Source organism: Veillonella tobetsuensis, from assembly GCF_002959935.1.
GTDB lineage: Bacteria > Bacillota > Negativicutes > Veillonellales > Veillonellaceae > Veillonella > Veillonella tobetsuensis.
This window is the reverse complement of record NZ_PPDF01000005.1, coordinates 26,544-44,087: the sequence shown is the minus strand read 5'-3', so window position 1 is coordinate 44,087 and position 17,544 is coordinate 26,544. Positions and strand designations below refer to the sequence as shown.

Annotated in this window: 19 protein-coding genes and 1 other annotated feature; of the genes, 3 read left to right on the top strand and 16 right to left on the bottom strand. The window is 41.6% G+C overall.

Annotation, left to right across the window (positions count from 1 at the left end; all coding sequences use genetic code 11):
• Positions 1 to 5 precede the first annotated feature (5 nt).
• The 9 genes from VTHSUH11_RS02045 to VTHSUH11_RS02005 all read right to left on the bottom strand — a co-directional run bounded on the left by VTHSUH11_RS02045 (position 6) and on the right by VTHSUH11_RS02005 (position 9,435).
• Positions 6 to 1,193: an oxygen-binding di-iron domain-containing protein gene (locus VTHSUH11_RS02045; RefSeq protein ID WP_105092466.1), complete on the bottom strand. Its 1,188-nt coding sequence runs from the start codon at positions 1,191 to 1,193 to the stop codon at positions 6 to 8.
• Between the two features lie 258 nt (positions 1,194 to 1,451).
• Entirely contained in the window at positions 1,452 to 1,994 is a 543-nt protein-coding gene (locus VTHSUH11_RS02040) for a hypothetical protein (RefSeq protein ID WP_059361103.1), read from the bottom strand.
• A 100-nt stretch (positions 1,995 to 2,094) separates the two neighbouring features.
• Positions 2,095 to 2,424 carry a DMT family transporter gene (locus VTHSUH11_RS02035; protein ID WP_105092465.1) on the bottom strand — a complete coding sequence of 110 codons (330 nt, stop codon included), beginning with the start codon at positions 2,422 to 2,424 and terminating at the stop codon, positions 2,095 to 2,097.
• A 140-nt stretch (positions 2,425 to 2,564) separates the two neighbouring features.
• A complete protein-coding gene (gene leuB / locus VTHSUH11_RS02030) occupies positions 2,565 to 3,635 on the bottom strand; it encodes a 3-isopropylmalate dehydrogenase (protein ID WP_105092464.1) in 1,071 nt (356 codons plus the stop codon).
• A gap of 381 nt (positions 3,636 to 4,016) precedes the next feature.
• The gene (locus VTHSUH11_RS02025; protein WP_016476163.1) at positions 4,017 to 4,508 is read right to left on the bottom strand and encodes a 3-isopropylmalate dehydratase small subunit; all 492 of its coding nucleotides are present in this window, start codon (positions 4,506 to 4,508) and stop codon (positions 4,017 to 4,019) included.
• Position 4,509: 1 nt separating this feature from the next.
• Positions 4,510 to 5,769: a 3-isopropylmalate dehydratase large subunit gene (gene leuC, locus VTHSUH11_RS02020; RefSeq protein ID WP_105092463.1), complete on the bottom strand. Its 1,260-nt coding sequence runs from the start codon at positions 5,767 to 5,769 to the stop codon at positions 4,510 to 4,512.
• Between the two features lies 1 nt (position 5,770).
• Positions 5,771 to 7,309, bottom strand: coding sequence for a 2-isopropylmalate synthase (locus tag VTHSUH11_RS02015; protein ID WP_105092462.1), 1,539 nt, complete (start codon positions 7,307 to 7,309; stop codon positions 5,771 to 5,773).
• 307 nt (positions 7,310 to 7,616) lie between these two features.
• Positions 7,617 to 7,820: a binding site (T-box leader), on the bottom strand.
• 82 nt (positions 7,821 to 7,902) lie between these two features.
• Entirely contained in the window at positions 7,903 to 8,310 is a 408-nt protein-coding gene (locus VTHSUH11_RS02010; RefSeq protein ID WP_105092461.1) for a hypothetical protein, read from the bottom strand.
• A 495-nt stretch (positions 8,311 to 8,805) separates the two neighbouring features.
• Entirely contained in the window at positions 8,806 to 9,435 is a 630-nt protein-coding gene (locus VTHSUH11_RS02005) for a hypothetical protein (RefSeq protein ID WP_105092460.1), read from the bottom strand.
• Between the two features lie 184 nt (positions 9,436 to 9,619).
• On the opposite strand from VTHSUH11_RS02005, the gene VTHSUH11_RS02000 reads away from it, so the two are divergent.
• The 3 genes from VTHSUH11_RS02000 (at position 9,620) to VTHSUH11_RS01990 (ending at position 10,755) form a co-directional block, all read left to right on the top strand.
• The gene (locus VTHSUH11_RS02000; RefSeq protein WP_005387422.1) at positions 9,620 to 9,901 is read left to right on the top strand and encodes a type II toxin-antitoxin system RelB/DinJ family antitoxin; all 282 of its coding nucleotides are present in this window, start codon (positions 9,620 to 9,622) and stop codon (positions 9,899 to 9,901) included.
• 6 nt (positions 9,902 to 9,907) lie between these two features.
• Positions 9,908 to 10,180 carry a type II toxin-antitoxin system RelE/ParE family toxin gene (locus tag VTHSUH11_RS01995; RefSeq protein ID WP_105092459.1) on the top strand — a complete coding sequence of 91 codons (273 nt, stop codon included), beginning with the start codon at positions 9,908 to 9,910 and terminating at the stop codon, positions 10,178 to 10,180.
• A gap of 227 nt (positions 10,181 to 10,407) precedes the next feature.
• Positions 10,408 to 10,755 (top strand): hypothetical protein, encoded by a 348-nt coding sequence (locus tag VTHSUH11_RS01990; protein ID WP_105092458.1) that lies wholly within the window; start codon positions 10,408 to 10,410, stop codon positions 10,753 to 10,755.
• Between the two features lie 229 nt (positions 10,756 to 10,984).
• On the opposite strand, the gene VTHSUH11_RS01985 is transcribed toward VTHSUH11_RS01990, so the two are convergent.
• The 7 genes from VTHSUH11_RS01985 to VTHSUH11_RS01955 form a co-directional block, all read right to left on the bottom strand.
• Entirely contained in the window at positions 10,985 to 11,569 is a 585-nt protein-coding gene (locus VTHSUH11_RS01985; protein ID WP_105092457.1) for a hypothetical protein, read from the bottom strand.
• A gap of 46 nt (positions 11,570 to 11,615) precedes the next feature.
• The gene (locus VTHSUH11_RS01980) at positions 11,616 to 12,215 is read right to left on the bottom strand and encodes a hypothetical protein (protein ID WP_105092456.1); all 600 of its coding nucleotides are present in this window, start codon (positions 12,213 to 12,215) and stop codon (positions 11,616 to 11,618) included.
• 135 nt (positions 12,216 to 12,350) lie between these two features.
• Positions 12,351 to 13,109, bottom strand: a complete 759-nt coding sequence (locus tag VTHSUH11_RS01975; protein WP_105092455.1) for an SDR family NAD(P)-dependent oxidoreductase — start codon at positions 13,107 to 13,109, stop codon at positions 12,351 to 12,353.
• Between the two features lie 340 nt (positions 13,110 to 13,449).
• On the bottom strand, positions 13,450 to 14,451 hold the full coding sequence (locus VTHSUH11_RS01970; protein WP_105092454.1) for an electron transfer flavoprotein subunit alpha/FixB family protein: 1,002 nt from the start codon (positions 14,449 to 14,451) through the stop codon (positions 13,450 to 13,452).
• Positions 14,451 to 15,461 (bottom strand): electron transfer flavoprotein subunit beta/FixA family protein, encoded by a 1,011-nt coding sequence (locus tag VTHSUH11_RS01965; RefSeq protein ID WP_105092453.1) that lies wholly within the window; start codon positions 15,459 to 15,461, stop codon positions 14,451 to 14,453. Before VTHSUH11_RS01965 ends, VTHSUH11_RS01970 begins: the two co-directional genes overlap by 1 nt.
• A 4-nt stretch (positions 15,462 to 15,465) precedes the next feature.
• On the bottom strand, positions 15,466 to 15,744 hold the full coding sequence (locus VTHSUH11_RS01960) for a ferredoxin family protein (RefSeq protein ID WP_105092452.1): 279 nt from the start codon (positions 15,742 to 15,744) through the stop codon (positions 15,466 to 15,468).
• Complete coding sequence (locus VTHSUH11_RS01955) at positions 15,741 to 17,048, bottom strand: FAD-dependent oxidoreductase (protein WP_105092451.1); 1,308 nt, start codon at positions 17,046 to 17,048, stop codon at positions 15,741 to 15,743. The genes VTHSUH11_RS01960 and VTHSUH11_RS01955 overlap by 4 nt, the downstream gene beginning before the upstream one ends.
• Positions 17,049 to 17,544 lie beyond the last annotated feature (496 nt).

Genomic DNA, 17,544 nt, shown 5'->3' with positions numbered 1-17,544 from the left:
AATTATTATGCTAATAAAGCTTTTACAAGTTCTTCAGCTTTATCTAAATCAGAGGCTTCTGGATTCCAGTTACATTTAATTTCTGGTTCTACTACAGCAAAACCATATTTAGTTAAGTCTTCGCGTAGTACTTTCGTGGATTCACCAGACCAGCCATAGGTTCCAAATACAGCAGCTTTTTTATTTTTAAACTTCAACTCACGTAAGAAGTCGAGCCACCCAGCTACAGCAGATAACACGCTATTGCCTACGGTTGGAGAGCCTACAGCGATAGCTTTAGATTTGAAGACCTCTGTCATGATGTCATTTTTATTAGTTTTGCTGATATTAAAGATTTTAACCCGTGTATCTGGAGATTGTTTTGCAATCTCTTCAGCAATCTTATGAGCCAATTTCTTTGTACCATCCCACATTGTATCGTATACAACTGTGATTTGATCTTCTTGATAGGCTTGAGACCATTCGTAGTATTTTTCTACGATTTGCATTGGATTTTCACGCCAAATAGCACCATGGCTAGTAGCGATGATATCAATTGGCAAGTTGAGCTTTTGAATCTCTTCAACTTTAGCTTTTACCAATGGAGAGAATGGGTTCAAAATATTAGCGTAATATTTCATCGCCTCTTCCCATAGGCAGCATTGATCTGCCTTATCTGCCCATAGCTCTTCTACTGCAAAATGTTGACCAAAGGCGTCGTTGGAGAACAAAATATTGTCACCAGTCATATAAGTCGCCATAGAATCAGGCCAGTGCAGCATACGCATTTCTACGAATACTAAAGATTTACCATTACCAATATCTACGGAATCACCTGTTTTAACTGTTTTAAAATTCCATTCTGGATGATGATACTGACCAACCAAGGATTTAACGGCATTTTCTGTACAGTAAATCGGCGTATTAGGGATTTTTTCCATTAACGCCGGCAAGGAACCGCTGTGATCTACTTCGCCGTGGTTACATACGATGAAATCAATCTTTTTCAAATCAATTTCAGACTCCAAATTATCGATAAACTCGGAGGAATGAGGCTTCCACACAGTATCGATGAGGACAGTCTTCTCCTCTTCAATCAAGTACGCATTTTGGCTTGAACCATTGTTAATACTGTAATCAGAACCGTGGAACTCTTGTAATTCCCAGTCGATTTTACCAACCCAAGATACGTTATTCTTAATGTGTTTTCTCATAATAACCTCCAATTCTGTGAAAGTTGAGGAACTTACCTCATTCCTATATCGTTTTATATAAAACAAAGAATATAAGTAACTTTCACCATTACAACCAAATCTATGGCCCAAATGTTACATCAAATGAGGTAACACCAATCGGTCATTAACTATACTTTCATTATATCGAAATCACAAGAAACCGTCTGTATCTGCAGATACGGATTTAGCATTATGCAACTTTAGTATTATTCAAGTATTGCGTCCTTACATTCTGCATCATTCTACATGTGTATTCGGTTTCAAGCCAGGAATCGCTTTATAGATATATAAAGAAATATAACCATCAACAATGCTATGGATTATAGTACCGCCACCAACAAGAACGAATACAACGTAGATGAGATCAATATTAGGCATCGTAGTTGTAGTGTAGAACAAGAGGCATGCTAGTACTTCGCCAATGGCGTGAACGATAGCACAGACAAGGTTGAAAGCAGCGAAGGATAAAGCCCCCGTTAACACAGTTGGATGGTGTTTAATGTAGTATGCCCCCATCAAAGCAAAGATGATATGAGAGGCAGCGCGCATAACGATAACAAGAGGGAACCCTGCCACAAAGAAACCTAGTGTAGAACCTATTACAACACAAGCCGCCATCTTACGAGACAAGAACATCGCCAGGAATATAGGCACGTGACTGGCCAGTGTATACGATGCCGGCGGTATGACGACTTTCAACGGCATCATAATAGGAATCATAATGGCTAATGCCATCAATAACGCAGTAATGGTTAAGTTTCGATACATGGAAGAATTCATAAAGCCCTCCTTATTAGCTCTTCTCTCATCTAACAATATGATTATAGTAATTATGATATAAGACCAATCTAATTAATGGCTAAGTTAACAGTCTTATAGATTAGTGACCTACGTTCCCCCACAAGTTAAGGATGACAACACCAACCACAATAAGACCTATCCCCAAAATAGTGTACATATTATAGCCCTCACTAAAGATAAAGACAGAAATGAGTGCTGTCACCACGAGGCCTACGCCAGACCAGGTAGCATAGGTAACACTGAGTGGAATATATTTCAGTACATGCGTCAATGTATAGAAAGATCCTACATAGCCAAGCACACAAGCAACGGTCTGTAACGGTCGCGTAAAGCCATCAGAGGCTTTCAACATGGTCGTAGCAAACAGCTCAAGCCCTATAGACAAGGCAAGTAAAAAATAAGATAACATAACTCCTCCCGCAAAAAAGAGAGGGACTAGCCCTCTCTTATATAATAGCATATATAATATTTCTATATTATAAAGCATATGATAAGATTTTGAAATAATTTCGCTCACTTTATGCGCTTTCAAAACCTTGTTCCCTACGATTATAGACGTTCAATAACAGCTTGCGCCATTTCTGTGGTACCTACGCGTTTCAAGCCTTCGCGGTAGATATCGCCTGTGCGGTAACCATCAACGAGCACTTGTTCAACAGCTTTTTCAATAGCATCAGCCACTTGAGGCAAATCAAGAGAGTGACGGCACATCATAGCTGCAGACAAGATTGTACCCAATGGGTTCGCCAAGTTTTGACCCATAATGTCTGGTGCAGAACCGTGGATTGGTTCGTACAATGCTGTGCCAGTACCCATGGATGCAGATGGTAAAAGCCCGATAGAACCAGAAATAACAGCGCCTTCGTCAGACAAGATATCGCCGAACAAGTTTGTTGTAACGATAACGTCGAATTGTGCAGGATTTACAACGAGTTGCATCGCTGTATTATCTACGTAAAAGTAATCTGTTGCGATATCTGGATTTGCTGCCGCTTTCTCTTGAGCGATTTTACGCCACAAACGAGAAGAAGCCAATACATTTGCTTTATCTACGGATACAACCTTTTTATTACGTTTGCGAGCTGTTTCCATAGCAATGTCCATGATGCGCTCTACTTCGTAACGGCTGTAAGTTTCTTTATCCCAAGCAAACTCGTTAGCGCCTTCGCCTTGTGCCTCTTCGCGTTCACCGAAATAAATACCGCCAGTCAATTCACGAACGATAACGAAATCTACATCTTGCACAAGTTCCTTTTTAAGAGGAGAATACTCTTGCAAAGATGGATAGATTTTTACAGGACGCAAGTTACAGAACAAACCAAGCTCCTTGCGAAGACCAAGGATTGCTTTCTCAGGGCGGATAGAAGGATCTACATTATCCCATTTAGGACCGCCTACAGCACCAAGTAATACAGCATCAGCAGCTTTACAAGCCTCAATCGTATCCTCAGTCAAAGGCACGCCGTATGCATCAATAGACGCACCGCCCGCTTTTTTATCAATCCAATTAACCTTTACACCGGCTTTCTCAAAAGCCACATCACACACAGCCTTCGCTGCAGCAATAATCTCAGTACCGATACCATCACCAGGGATCAATACGATATTTTTTTCGCTCATTCTTATTTCCTCATATACTACATTCATCCGAGGCAAGGTGAAGTCCTAAAGCTCCAGCTAGCTTAACGGCCTTCGCCCAAGGGGCTCGGCCTACTAAAGTCGCTTGAGGACTTCACCTTGCCTCTACATCATCAATACATTGCGGAACTCCGCAAGACCGAAAAACACATCCACCCTCAGAACAGAAGATTACAATTTGGCTCAAACCTCACCGACAAATTGCTAAGAGCCGAATGCCCGTTGAAACCGACTTTGGCCCTGCGAAGGCCGCAGGCCGGAGTCAGACCCGGCCGGTGGAGGTTGAGACGGGTGTTTGGCTCGCCTCCGAAGACCGTTAAGCTAGCTGGAGCGTCAGAGCATCACCGAGGCTCGGCTACGTACTTATTTGCGATGTTTCGCAAAGTTCACAAGACCTCCTGCTGCCGCAATGTCTTGAATGAATTGTGGCAATTCAGTGCCTTGGTATTGTTCGTTTTTAGTCAAGTTGTACACGATGCCTTTAGATAAATCTACGCCGATTGCATCGCCAGCATCGATACGATCGACTTGTTCGCCGATTTCAATTACTGGTAACCCGATATTGATAGCATTACGGAAGAAGATACGGGCAAAGGAGTGTGCAATGATAACAGGCACGCCTTTTGCTTTGATAACGCCTGGTGCGTGTTCACGAGAGGAACCACAGCCAAAGTTTTTACCAGCTACCATGATTTCGCCAGCTTTCACATTTGGCGCGAATGTAGTATCAATGTCCTCCATCGCATGTTCAGCTAATTCGTTCCAATCAGCAATCGCCAAGTAACGAGCCGGAATGATTACGTCTGTATCTACATCGTCGCCGTAGCGCCAGATTTTTTTACTTTCAAAATCCATATTAAACCTCCTCAGGGCCTGCAATACGGCCTAATACAGCACTTGCTGCCGCCACGTAAGGGCTTGCCAAATATACTTCAGAATCAACGTGACCCATACGACCACGGAAGTTACGGTTTGTTGTGGAAACTGTGCGTTCCCCTTCAGCCATGATACCCATGTAACCACCTAGGCAAGGACCACATGTTGGCGTGGACACGGCGCAGTCAGCTTGAATGAAGATGTCCAATAAACCATCTTTCATAGCTTGATCGTATACATCTTGGGAACCAGGAATTACGATACAACGAACGAATGGAGCTACTTTGCGACCTTTGAAGATTTCTGCAGCTGCCACCAAGTCTTCGTAACGGCCATTTGTACAGGAACCAATGATAACTTGATCGATTTTAATATCTTTGTCGATCTCGTTGATGTAATGTGTGTTGGATGGCAAATGAGGGAATGCTACCACTGGTTGCAATTTAGACAAATCGATAGTCACAGTTTGAGCATATACAGCATCAGGGTCTGGATTAATTGGTTCTACAGGACGATTTACGCGACCTTTAATGTATTCTTCAGTAATTTCATCATATGGGAATACGCCACATTTACCACCAGCTTCGATAGCCATGTTACAGATTGTAAGGCGGTCAGCCATAGTCATGTGTTGTACGCCTTCACCAGAGAATTCAAGGGCCATGTAACGAGCACCGTCTACGCCGATTTTACCGATTAAATCAAGAATTACGTCTTTACCAGTTACCCATTTGTTAGGTTTGCCGATAAGTTCAACCTTGATTGTTTCAGGCACTTTGAACCAAGTTTTACCTTCTGCCATAGCTACGCCCGCATCAGTGGAGCCTACGCCTGTGGAGAATGCATTTACCGCACCATATGTACAAGTGTGGGAGTCAGCACCAATCATCATTTCCCCAGGACCGATAAGGCCTTTTTCTGGCAAAATAACATGCTCAATACCCATTCTACCGACTTCAAAGTAGTTTGTAATGCCATGTTCGCGTACGAAGTCGCGCATGACTTTCGCTTGTGTAGCAGATTGAATATCTTTATTAGGTGTGAAATGATCAGGCACCAAGTAGATTTTATGACGGTCAAATACAGGTTTGCCGATTTTCAAGAACTCTTTACGCGCTGGTGGGAATGTGATGTCGTTCATCAAAACAGCGTCCAGATGACATTCGATGATTTGGCCCGGTTTTACAACATCAAGACCCGCGTGGCGAGCCATATTCTTTTCAGTAATGGTCATACCCATATTATTCTTCCTCCTGTTGTTCTAGCTCCATAGTTAGGAATACTGAGTTTACTGCATTAATATATGCATTTACACTTGATTTAACGATATCGGTACTAATACCACGACCATGGTACAAGCGACCATTATATTCTACCTTAAGGGTTGCTTCCCCAAGGGCATCTTTACCTGCTGTGATGGCGCGGATTTGGTAATCTTTTAAGCTAATTGGCAAGCCAACCACACGTTCAACCGCTTTAAGAGATGCGTCTACTGGACCATCACCTACGGCAGCATCAGCTTTTTCACCTTCTGGTGTCATGAGACGAACGTCAGCATAGGCGTAGCCTTTTTCACCCAATTTGTAATATTGAGCCACAAGCTCGAATGCTTTTTTGTGATGTAAGTTATCTACTACAAGAGCGACGATGTCATCGTCGTATACTTGTTTTTTACGGTCTGCCAATTCTTTGAATTTAGCGAAGAGGTCGTTGATTTTCTCTTCTGTGAAAGATTGGAAACCAAGTTTTGCCAAATGATCAGCGAAGGCATGACGACCAGAGTGTTTGCCCAATACGAGGTCTGTTTTTTCAGCACCTACGGACTCAGGAGTCATGATTTCATATGTTTCAGGATTGCTCATCATACCATGTTGGTGGATACCAGACTCATGAGCAAAGGCGTTAGAACCTACGATTGGTTTGTTTGGTGGAACTACGACACCTGTCAAACGACTTACTAGTTTAGAAACTTTCGTAAATTGTTTTGTATCGATGTTCACTTGAAGGTCGCCGAAGTAATCATGGCGTGTTTTAAGAGCCATTACTACTTCTTCAATCGCTACGTTACCAGCCCGTTCGCCTAGGCCATTAATTGTGCCTTCTACTTGGCGTGCACCTGCTTTAATAGCGGCTAACGTATTTGCATTAGCAAGACCTAAGTCGTCATGGCAGTGAACAGAGATAATTGCATTTTCAATACCTGGTGTATGTTCTTTAATGTAGCGAATTTTATCACCGAACTCATTAGGGTTCATATAACCTACTGTGTCTGGTACGTTAATAATCGTTGCGCCACCAGCAATTGCAACACCAAATACTTGGCATGCGAAATCTAAATCAGAGCGTGCCGCATCTTCACCAGAGAACTCGATTTCATCAACCTTACCTTTTGCATATGCCAATACGGATTTAACCTTATCTAATACCTCTTGGCGAGTCATTTTTAATTTATATTCCATATGAAGTTCAGAAATAGCAATGAATACATGCAAACGGCTACATTCCGCATCTTTCAATGCATCAATCGCTTTTTGTACGTCCTTTTCATTTGCACGTGCCAACGCACAAATTGTTGCGCCTTTCACTTCGCGTGCAATCGTTTGTACTGCTTCAAAATCCCCAGGGGATGCTGCTGGGAAACCAGCCTCGATTACATCGATGCCGAGGCGTACTAGGCCTTTCGCAATTTCAATTTTTTCAGGAGTTTGTAAAGACACACCTGGTGTTTGTTCCCCATCACGAAGGGTTGTATCGAAGAAATATACGCGATTTTGATCCATAATCTTCACCTTTTCTATACTAATAAAACATAACGCTGTATTATATCTATCCATTGTGAAAGTTTAGTAAAATCCTAACTTAAAGTAAAGTGTAAACCTAGAACTAAAGTGCGTGCTCGCAAGCGACTTTAGTAGGTCGAGGCCCTAGGCCGAAGACCGTTATCGTCCTGAATACATACTCTCAAATACTGGTCGCAGCCGACTTTGGCCCTGCGAAGGCCGTAGGCCGAAGTCAGACCCGGCCGGTGGAGGCTTCGACCAGCATTTGAGAGTATAAAAAAAGCCCCTCAGAACAACTGTCGTTGCTCAAAGGGGCGTTATATTCATAACACGGTACCACCCTAATTGGGACTCATTGCGGGTATAACGGAACCACCGTCGATGACTACTGCTGCATTCGCCACCAAAGCTCACGGGAGAGTGTCAGCGTACAACCTCTATTGCCTCGCACCAACCGGCAACTCTCTGAAAGCAGGATTTGTAAACCTTTATACCCATTCATAGCTTGTTTTTAAGATATAAGGGTATTGTACTGTATTCTATAGACTTATGTCAATTAAAATAAAATGAATATTATGCATCTAGCATTCTTGTTAGTAACTAATCCACTCTAAATTCTCAAAATTATTTAGAATTCGTTTATCCATTTTTACCACTTGATTAGATAGCTCTATTTGACAATTAATAAATGAAATATCTGTATACCATTCCTTTAAACCCGCATACACTTCATTCTCTAAATCAATAATGATGGTTTCAATGGGATCCCAAGTTTTGCATCTTACAGACTCAACCATAACCATACTATTACCTATGAAAGTAACATCCCTACCATAAATCCAAAACGGCAATACTTTCCCCTTTATAGAAATAGAATATATAGCATCTCCATGAGGCGGTTCCGTTTCATATTGCGCTTTTATATTGTACTTTTCCATTATCTCATTGCTAGCATTTTCTATATATGGCAACGTTGAAATCTTATAATTATCTGCGTTCATATAAGCTCCGTTATTTTTAATATAAATCACAACAAAGAGGACTGTATATCGCTATTTGTGTAAAGAGTATTTTGCTATACTATAGGTGTTACCAATTCCTTTCCAAATCAGGTAACGGAAAGGAGGTGCATTTAAATCAACACGCTCTCAACGATTCTTGTAGCTATCATGGCAAATGTAATAAGTTATTATATTTGCAAATGGTTAGATTGGCTACTATCGATTATTGGTAACTAACCTTGGTTTGTCACCACGATTTGACAAAAAAGCCCTTGCTAGGACCGGCATCCTTTGCAAGGGCTTCTTTAGTGCATTTAATCAACACTTTGCTCTATCGATATTCTACCATAAAAAGCAAAATATTGTCACTATGAATAACTTCATTTTCATATATAATACAAAAAATCCCTCGGAGTTGCCGCTCCGGGGGATTTTATAGTTAATTGCACAACTATCAATTGCCTATCTAGAATATACTATACTTAAAGTGTTTTTTCAATATTCTACACTGTTAATCATTTCTCTAGCCCGCTCAACAGAAACTGGTTCATTGAATAAAAACACATGGCTCTGCCCCGCATGTTCCCAAGATGCTAAGTAAACAGCGTCATCTACCATTCGATAGGATATCATCACTCCATTTACAATATCGTTTTTCTGAGGTAAGTAATCCTTATAATCACCTGCGATATTCCCTGTCACTGTAGATACGCGATATTTAATATACTTTGGCATATCGTCTACACGGTCAAAATATGTTCCTTTTAAAAGCTCATGATAGACATACACAACTTGTAATACATCGTGATCCACAATGGATACATGTACAGGACGTAATCCCTCTAAACCACTTGGCAACTGCGCTTTAAAGTTCAGATGTTGCTTAGCCTCATATACAGTATCAAACACCTCTAGCGATTGACCTTTACGAGTGCTTCTATAATCCTCATCAGTCATAGTGCAACTTCCAAGTCTATCTGGACAAGGAAACTCATTTCGATCACCATAAGGCTGATCATAAATAGAATTACCATTAAGACGGAACCGCATCAAATCATCTGCGGACACAACATTAATGGAACCTATAAAAGCTAGCGTAGCTAACGCACATACAACCTTTTTCATGATACAATCTCCTGTAAACAAACTATATTTATTAAGTAAATTATATCACCTAAAAAGCTAATATTCTTATATTCATAAGTATTTTTTGTCCAGGAAAAGATAAGCATTACGCTTGCAATTCGCACTTATTTGATTGCAACTATAAAGCATTTGCATTACAATATAAGTAACAGGAGGTGATACTATGGCTAAAACGGCCTCTATCAGTTTGCGTATCGAGCCAGCTGTAAAAGCACAATTAGAAGCACTATATGCTAGCTTTGGCATATCTGTAACTGATGCAATTAATATTTTTCTCCACACATCACTAATGGAAGGCGGATTTCCATTTCAACCTAAACAACCTCGTTATAATGCAGAAACAGAAGCTGCTATTCAAGAAACGAAAGATATATTGGCAGGAAAAATAAAAGCAAAATCATATGCTAATGTAAAAGAAATGATTGAGGATTTAGGATTGGAGTAATCAGTTATGTTGAGATTAGTGCTTAGCAGTAAGTTCAAAAAGGACCTAAAGCGCTCAAAAAAACGCGGTAAAGATCTCAATAAACTCTATTCAATCATCAATAAATTACAGAATCAAACGCTATTAGATCCTAGTTATAAAGATCATCCATTAACAGGAAACTACGAAGGCTTTAGAGAGTTACATATCGAGCCAGATTGGCTTCTAATTTATGCAATTAAAGATGACATATTAGTATTATCTTTAACTCGTACGGGTAGCCACTCAGATTTATTCTAACTAAGCTTAAGAGGAATGTGAAAGCATTCCTCTTTTCTATTCCCCCAAAAATTTATACCAGTTATCATCACAAATCTATCCTATTTGATAGTATCTATCGCAAATCATTCTACTATTTAAAATTACTGTAAGTGCTATAATGAACTTATAAAAACGAACAGGTGCTCATATGATAGTAAGTGCATCTTTTCAAACTCATATTTACTAGTTATATCAAGGAGATTATCATGATACATACACAATTAACACAACTCGTACAAGCTTTATTAGATGCACCCAATAGCAATCCAACTGTAAAAGAATTTGCTCAGTCTTGGATTGATGCAGAAGGTACTCCTAAGCAAGAAGAACTCACGAAACAACTCGTATCCGTAGCAGAACAAAATATTGCGCTTATCGACGAAACAATCGGCTTTGCAGGCTCTGAACACGCTACACAAATCCTTGGCAAAGAAGGCGCAGCTAACCTATTACAACACGCTAAAGACATCAAAGCTGAAGGCGCAGAATTCTGTGACTGCCCTGCCTGCGAAGCCGCAAAAAATATTATCGATTTGAAAGCAGAAATTGTATAATACTATAAATAGAATACTACCTATTGAGTGGTTATCTACATATTGTAGATAACCACTTTTGTTGTATATAGAAAACCCCCGGATAGTCCGGGGGGGGGGGGTTCTATATACAACAAAAACGGCCCCTCATAAGAGGAGCCGCTTCTTATATAACCCTTACAGTGTCCATGCGAGTGCTTCACCACAGCTCGCATGCCATTCCATCAAGAATAGTTTGTATCAGGCTGTATTATTTCATATGTGATTTTGGTGCAACTGTATTAGCAATGATCGCTTTTGCCATATCGCGATTTACAGGACGTTCAAAGTACATCGCATGGTTTTGACCATCTTTTGTCCAACCAGCGAGGTATACCATTTTTTCGCCACCTTTGAAAGTAACCTTTGTACCGTTTACCTTTTCTGTAGCTGTAACGCGATAATCCTTATAATTACCACTGATATCACCTTTTGTAGTACCTACGCGATAAATGATACGCTTACCTGCCGCTTGGTTCCGCGTTGCATCTTCACCAGCTTGGTAAACATACACTACTTGCAAAACATCTTTATTGATTGTACTTACAGACTCAACATTATAGCCTACAGGTAATACTTTAGGTAGATGAGGCATAATATTCATGTATTTAGCTGCTTCATCAATAGTAGCGAATTTATGAATTGGGCTTGGCATACCAACCATTGGCGCTGTCTGTTCTGCAACTACAGGTTTAGCTGGATCTGGTTTTACATCAAAAGTACCTTGCGCACCAGCAACAGTGTAAGAACCTACACAAGCACACGCAACTGCCATTAATACAAATTTTTTAACCATGAGTATAATCTCCCTTCGGTCAATAAAAAAATTATTAAAAACACATTTATTTTATATGTGATTTTTCCTCAACAATATTACGGATAATAGCTTTTACCACATCTCGTGTAACGGGGCGATAAAAATCTAAAGAATGATTTTGTCCATCTTTCATCCACGATGCAAGATAAACCATTTTGTCACTACCTTTGAAAGTAACCTTCATACCGTCTACACGTTCAGTTTCTATCACCTTATGAATTTTATGGTCACCACTGATGTCACCAGTTAACTTAGATGAACGATATATAATATATGCGCCTCCATCTTGATTATAATATGGCTCCGCACCAGATTTGTAAACATACACAACTTGTAATATATCTTTCTCTAAAGTGATGACAGATTGAATATTAAAGCCTACAGGTAACAACTTTGGCATCTGTGCTGTAATATTCATATACTCCGCCGCTTCTTTAACTGTGGTAAATACATGTACAGGACTCGGCATAATAAAATTTGGTTCCCTAGGTTCAACTGAGATGCCACCAGTCATAGGCACAGAACGCTCCCCAACAGATGAATCGTGAGCACTAGCAATGCTATAGGAACCAATAGCTGCACATGCTAAAGAAGCCACTAGTAATGTCTTTATCTTTGTTGTCATAACAACAATCTCCAAAAACAAGTTTTGTAAAATTATATTTATCAAAATATACTTAATAAATATATCCTAAATGATATAGGATTTCAAGTAATAAATACTGCCTATATCACTTTAACAAGCTTAGTATTTAGCCTATTATTTCTTATGTACCATAAAGCCTGCCGCTTGTTGGTTCGCCATGATGGTTACATCAGAGATTTGCAAGCGTTTAGGTTGGTTTGTTACATATAGTACAACATCGGCCACATCCTCTGGTTGGATTGCATCAATACCAGCGTAGACAGATTTAGCTCGCTCCGCATCACCGTGGAATCGTACTTCACTAAATGGAGTTTCTACGATGCCTGGTTGAATAGTAGTAACCTTAATATCTGTAGCTATGGTATCCATGCGAATGCCATCGGCCAGCATCTTAACAGCCGCCTTTGTTGCACAGTAAACGGCACCGCCTGGGTATGCGTAAATCCCAGCTGTAGAACCCATATTTACGATATGACCTTCATTTTTATCAATCATGAAAGGAAGTACTGCCTTTGTTACATAAAGAAGTCCTAATACATTCGTATTAATCATTGTGACTGCATCTTCTACGGTACTATCTTGGAAAGGATCGAGCCCTTGTGCCAGACCTGCATTATTTACAAGTACATCAATGCCACCAAAAGCCTCGATAGCAGCAGGAACCTTGCTTTCAACATCCTCGCGACTACGCACATCAAGAACTAAAGTCTCAACACGCACACCATGCTCCTTAGATAAACGAGCCTGTACCTCATCCAATAACTCAACCCGACGACCAGAAATCAACACATTATCACCATGCTTTGTATAAGCCTCAGCAATACAAAGACCAATACCAGACGTTGCACCAGTGACAAAAACATTACGAGCCATGAAAGCCTCCTCATCATCAATCCGTTTTATTCTATCAAGTTCATTATACCATTATGAAAACAAAAAAACGCTACCCTACCCCCTATAATCTATAAAAATAGTGTATACATAAGTTGATGCAGGTAATAATTGAGCCCTACTACAGCTAGAAAATAAATAGATATACCTATTCGAAGCCGCCTTGGGCGCTACACCTCCCATTCCGCCCTTCCCCAAATGACATATTGACGCATCTGAAAGGAAATCGTATAGAGATGAAAAAGGATTACCGTTCCGGAAGCGACTTAGGTCACTATGGAGCCTTTCGGGACGGTAATCCTTTGTAATCATTTATATAGTTTTATTTCAGATGCGCCAACATATCATTTAACACTTCCATGCAATCCCCCACGATGCCATAGTTAGCGTGCTGGAAGATTTCCGCCTTCGGATCGTTGTTAATAGCCACGATTGTATCAGCACCAGAGATGCCGCTTACGTGTTGGATAGCACCGGAGATACCAAATGCCAAGTATAGTTTAGGGCTTACGGTTTTACCTGTTTGACCCACTTGGTATGGCAATTCAATCCAGCCTTTTTCAACAAGTGGACGTGTAGCGCCTACGACGCCGCCGATAGCATCGGCGAGTTCGTAGAGTTTATCAAAGTTTTCCTTTGAACCCATACCACGACCGCCAGCTACGATGATATCCGCTTCTTGGATATTATAACCAGACTTGCTGAATGGAATAAAATCTAGTCGTTTGGTGCGAATGTCTTCGGGCTTGAGTTCAAATTGTTCAAGTTGGATACGGCCCCAACTGTCCGCAATGCGCTCAGGTTTCTTAAATACATTAGGACGGACAGAGCCCATTTGTGGACGATGGTTTGGCGAAATAATTTCCGCCAAGATATTGCCACCCAAGGCAGGACGTGTCCATTCAACAAGGCCCTCATTGGTATCTACCGTCAAGATAGTACAGTCCGCAACAACGCCGTTTTGCATACGACCAGACATGCGCGGTGCTAAGTCACGGCCATTGTTAGTGGCACCAATTAAGAGGATATTAGGCTTATGATCTTCAAAGAAGTCTGTTAACACCTTAGTGTAGCCATCCGTTGTATAGTATTTCAAAAGCGGACTTTCAAAAACGTGAACAATATCAGCGCCATGAGCTACAAGTTCCTCCGCCTCAGCTTGAACGTTTTCACCAAGTAGCATAACTTGTACGAGTTGCCCCAGTTCCTTAGCGATGCGGCGAGCTTGACCGATTAATTCGTACGTAACGGGATGCACTACGTCATCGATGGTATCCGCTACTACATAGACATCTCTATATTCATCAAAATTAGTAACGGCCATTATCGGTCACCTCCTTTGGAAACATCAGCACTTTTAGCAGCCTCTGCGGCAAATGTATTTGGTTTTACCTCTTCTACCTTTGCTTCGCTAGGCACTACGCTTTCAACAGATGCAGCACGTTGCACAGAGTCTTTTACATCAACCCCTTCATCCTCTGTAGACTCTACAACAGGTACATCATTAGGCACCAAGAGATGGGCGAATTTTTCAGGCTTGATGTGGTATGCCAATTCAAGCACCTTTTTAGCCCCTTCATCGATGGATGAAAGCATTTCTACCTTGCCACGAAGAGGTGGTTGGTACACCTTGCGCACCCGCGTAGGAGAGCCGTTAAGACCGATACGACTTTCATCAATATGAGGCATATCACGCAATGTAATATGATTAATGGTATAACGTTTTGCATAAATAGAGCTCCAAAGACCTGGTTGACGTGGTTCATTGAGTTCAGCTGTAGCTGTTACAAGCAATGGCAACGGAACCTCTACGATTTCATAGCCATTTTCATGTTGCCGTTTCACAACTGCTTTTTGTGCAGCTTGATCAACGGATAGTTCACAGGCATAGGTAGCTTGTGCCATACCGAGTTCCTCTGCAATTTGAGGGCCTACTTGTGCCGTATCGCCATCGATAGCTTGTTTACCGCAGAAAATGATTTGGAATTGACGGTTCATAGTCCGTTGAATATGACGGATAGCAGACGCAATGGTATAGCTAGTAGCCAATGTATCGGCACCACCGAACGCGCGGTCTGTCACGAGTACTGCATCATCGGCACCGAGGGATAAACACTCACGAAGAGCTGCCTCAGCCTGTGGAGGGCCCATGGATAGAACGGTTATACGACTACCTTCATATTGGTCTTTCACCGCAAGAGCCGCCTCTAACGCATGCATATCGTCAGGGTTTACAATGCTAGGCAAGCCTGTGCGGATGAGATTATTTGTTTCCGGATCCAGCTTAATCTCAGATGTATCTGGAACCTGTTTGATACATACTAATAACTCCATACACTCACCCCTGTCTAAATTCAACGCCCTTAGCGTTACGCGGATATTTCCATGTTTTTACGATTGTTTCGCCACAAAGAACGCGGCATGTACCGCACTCTAAGCAACCAGCAAAATCAAAGGCTAGCTTGCCATCTTCTTGTAATGTATATAGACCTGCGGGACAACCATTAACGAGTTTCATCGCCTCTTCTCGGCTTACGCTTTCACCATCAATAATGATGTGAGGACACGTTTCGTCTACATAGTATTTATTGGCGCCCAAACGCTCTTCTAATTTCATAGGGAACGCACCCCTTTCCAAGCATCACGAATCAATTTGAATAGGCCTACGTCGCTCACGCGGCGCAACAATTTTTTCATCAACGGCACCGCACCATCGCCATTCACGGTGAATACGTCATGCATAATATTGTTTACAAATGCAGGGTACACCTTAAAAATACGAGGATTTATGCCCAAGAATTTCGGTACATGTTTATACAATTTTAAATCATGACGCAACCAAGACGCCTTGATTTGTTTTTCATATAATTTTGGTACACGGTCCATATTTTCATCGCGCAACGCCACATTAACTGCATCCGCCGCGCATATACCGGACTCAATGGCAAGGTCCATGCCACGAATTGTATAACCGAGATTCATACACATACGCGCCGCATCGCCCACGATGATGTAACCATTGCCGCCCAATTTCGGCATCGCTTTATAGCCACCTTCAGGCACGAGATGCGCACTGTGCTCCTTTAATTGACCATTTTTCAAGAGCGGTGCAATTCTAGGATGACTGGTGAAAGCCTCTAGCATTTCGTCTACGGATTTGCCCGCAGAACCGATGTCTTCAAGACCTACAACCATACCTACAGATAGGCTATCTTTATTGGTATAAATAAAGCCACCACCAAGGAGACCATCTGTCATGTCCCCCAAGGTGAGCCACGCCATTCCTTCGTCACCAGATAACATAAGGCGATTTTCGAGGTCCTCTTTTTTAAGTTTATACACCTCTTTTACACCGACTGCCATCGTCTTAGGATCGGTCGGGCCAGTTAAACCAGCCTCTTCTAAGAGCACCGTATTAGCACCTTCTGCGATGATAACAAGCTTAGCATACACCTCATCATCGTGACAACGAACACCGACAACGCGGCGATTCTTGCCTTCACCTTCCGTGATAAGCTCCGTTACCTGTACATTGGAAACGAGCAAAGCCCCTTTTTTCTCAGCCTCTTCAGCGAGCCATTTATCGAATTTAGCACGTAATACTACGTAGGACTCTTCACTTTCTTTCACATCTTGGCAACTATATTCGATGGTCGTCATCTCATTGCCAGCACCGATGGATATACGTTCCTTCGTCACCTTTCTTTCAAGAGGCGCACGGTCCCTAAAATCCGGCACCAATTTCTCTAACGAATGCGTATAAATACGACCACCCATCATATTCTTTGCACCTGGCGCCATACCACGCTCGATGAGCAACACCTTTACACGCTGCTCCGCCAACCGCAACGCCGCTGCAGCACCTGCCGGCCCTGCACCAACGACGATGACATCAAATGTTTCATTTCGATCTATTGCCATATACTCAGCTCCTTTTTATGAAAGCCTAACTTACATAAGTCTATATATTATATATTCACGATACAGATTGAAAATACCTTTTTAACATACCACATGTACATGAAAATTTTATAAGAAAATAAAAAGGGCCTGCGTCCCACGCAGGCCCTTTTCTCTAGCACATAAAGTTTTTGGCAAGACAGTGGGGACTTTCAAAAGCTGACTTTACCCTCACTGTGGATTTCGCCATGCGAAATCTTACGTTCAGGACTAAGTGATGTGTGGGCCCCATGCGTCGCAAGGCTCCTCTGTTGCCTCACACCCTACTTATGGCCCTGCGTAGCCCGTAGGGCGAAGTCAGACCCGGCCGGTGGAGACTTTTTATCACTGCACTCCACCGACCTGTAGAATTAATTTATAAATTTTCCTAGCTTTCACACAAAAATTGGCGTATGATAATATTAAGAAAGTATATATATACGGAGCAAGACACGTATAATACGACCGCATAATGCAA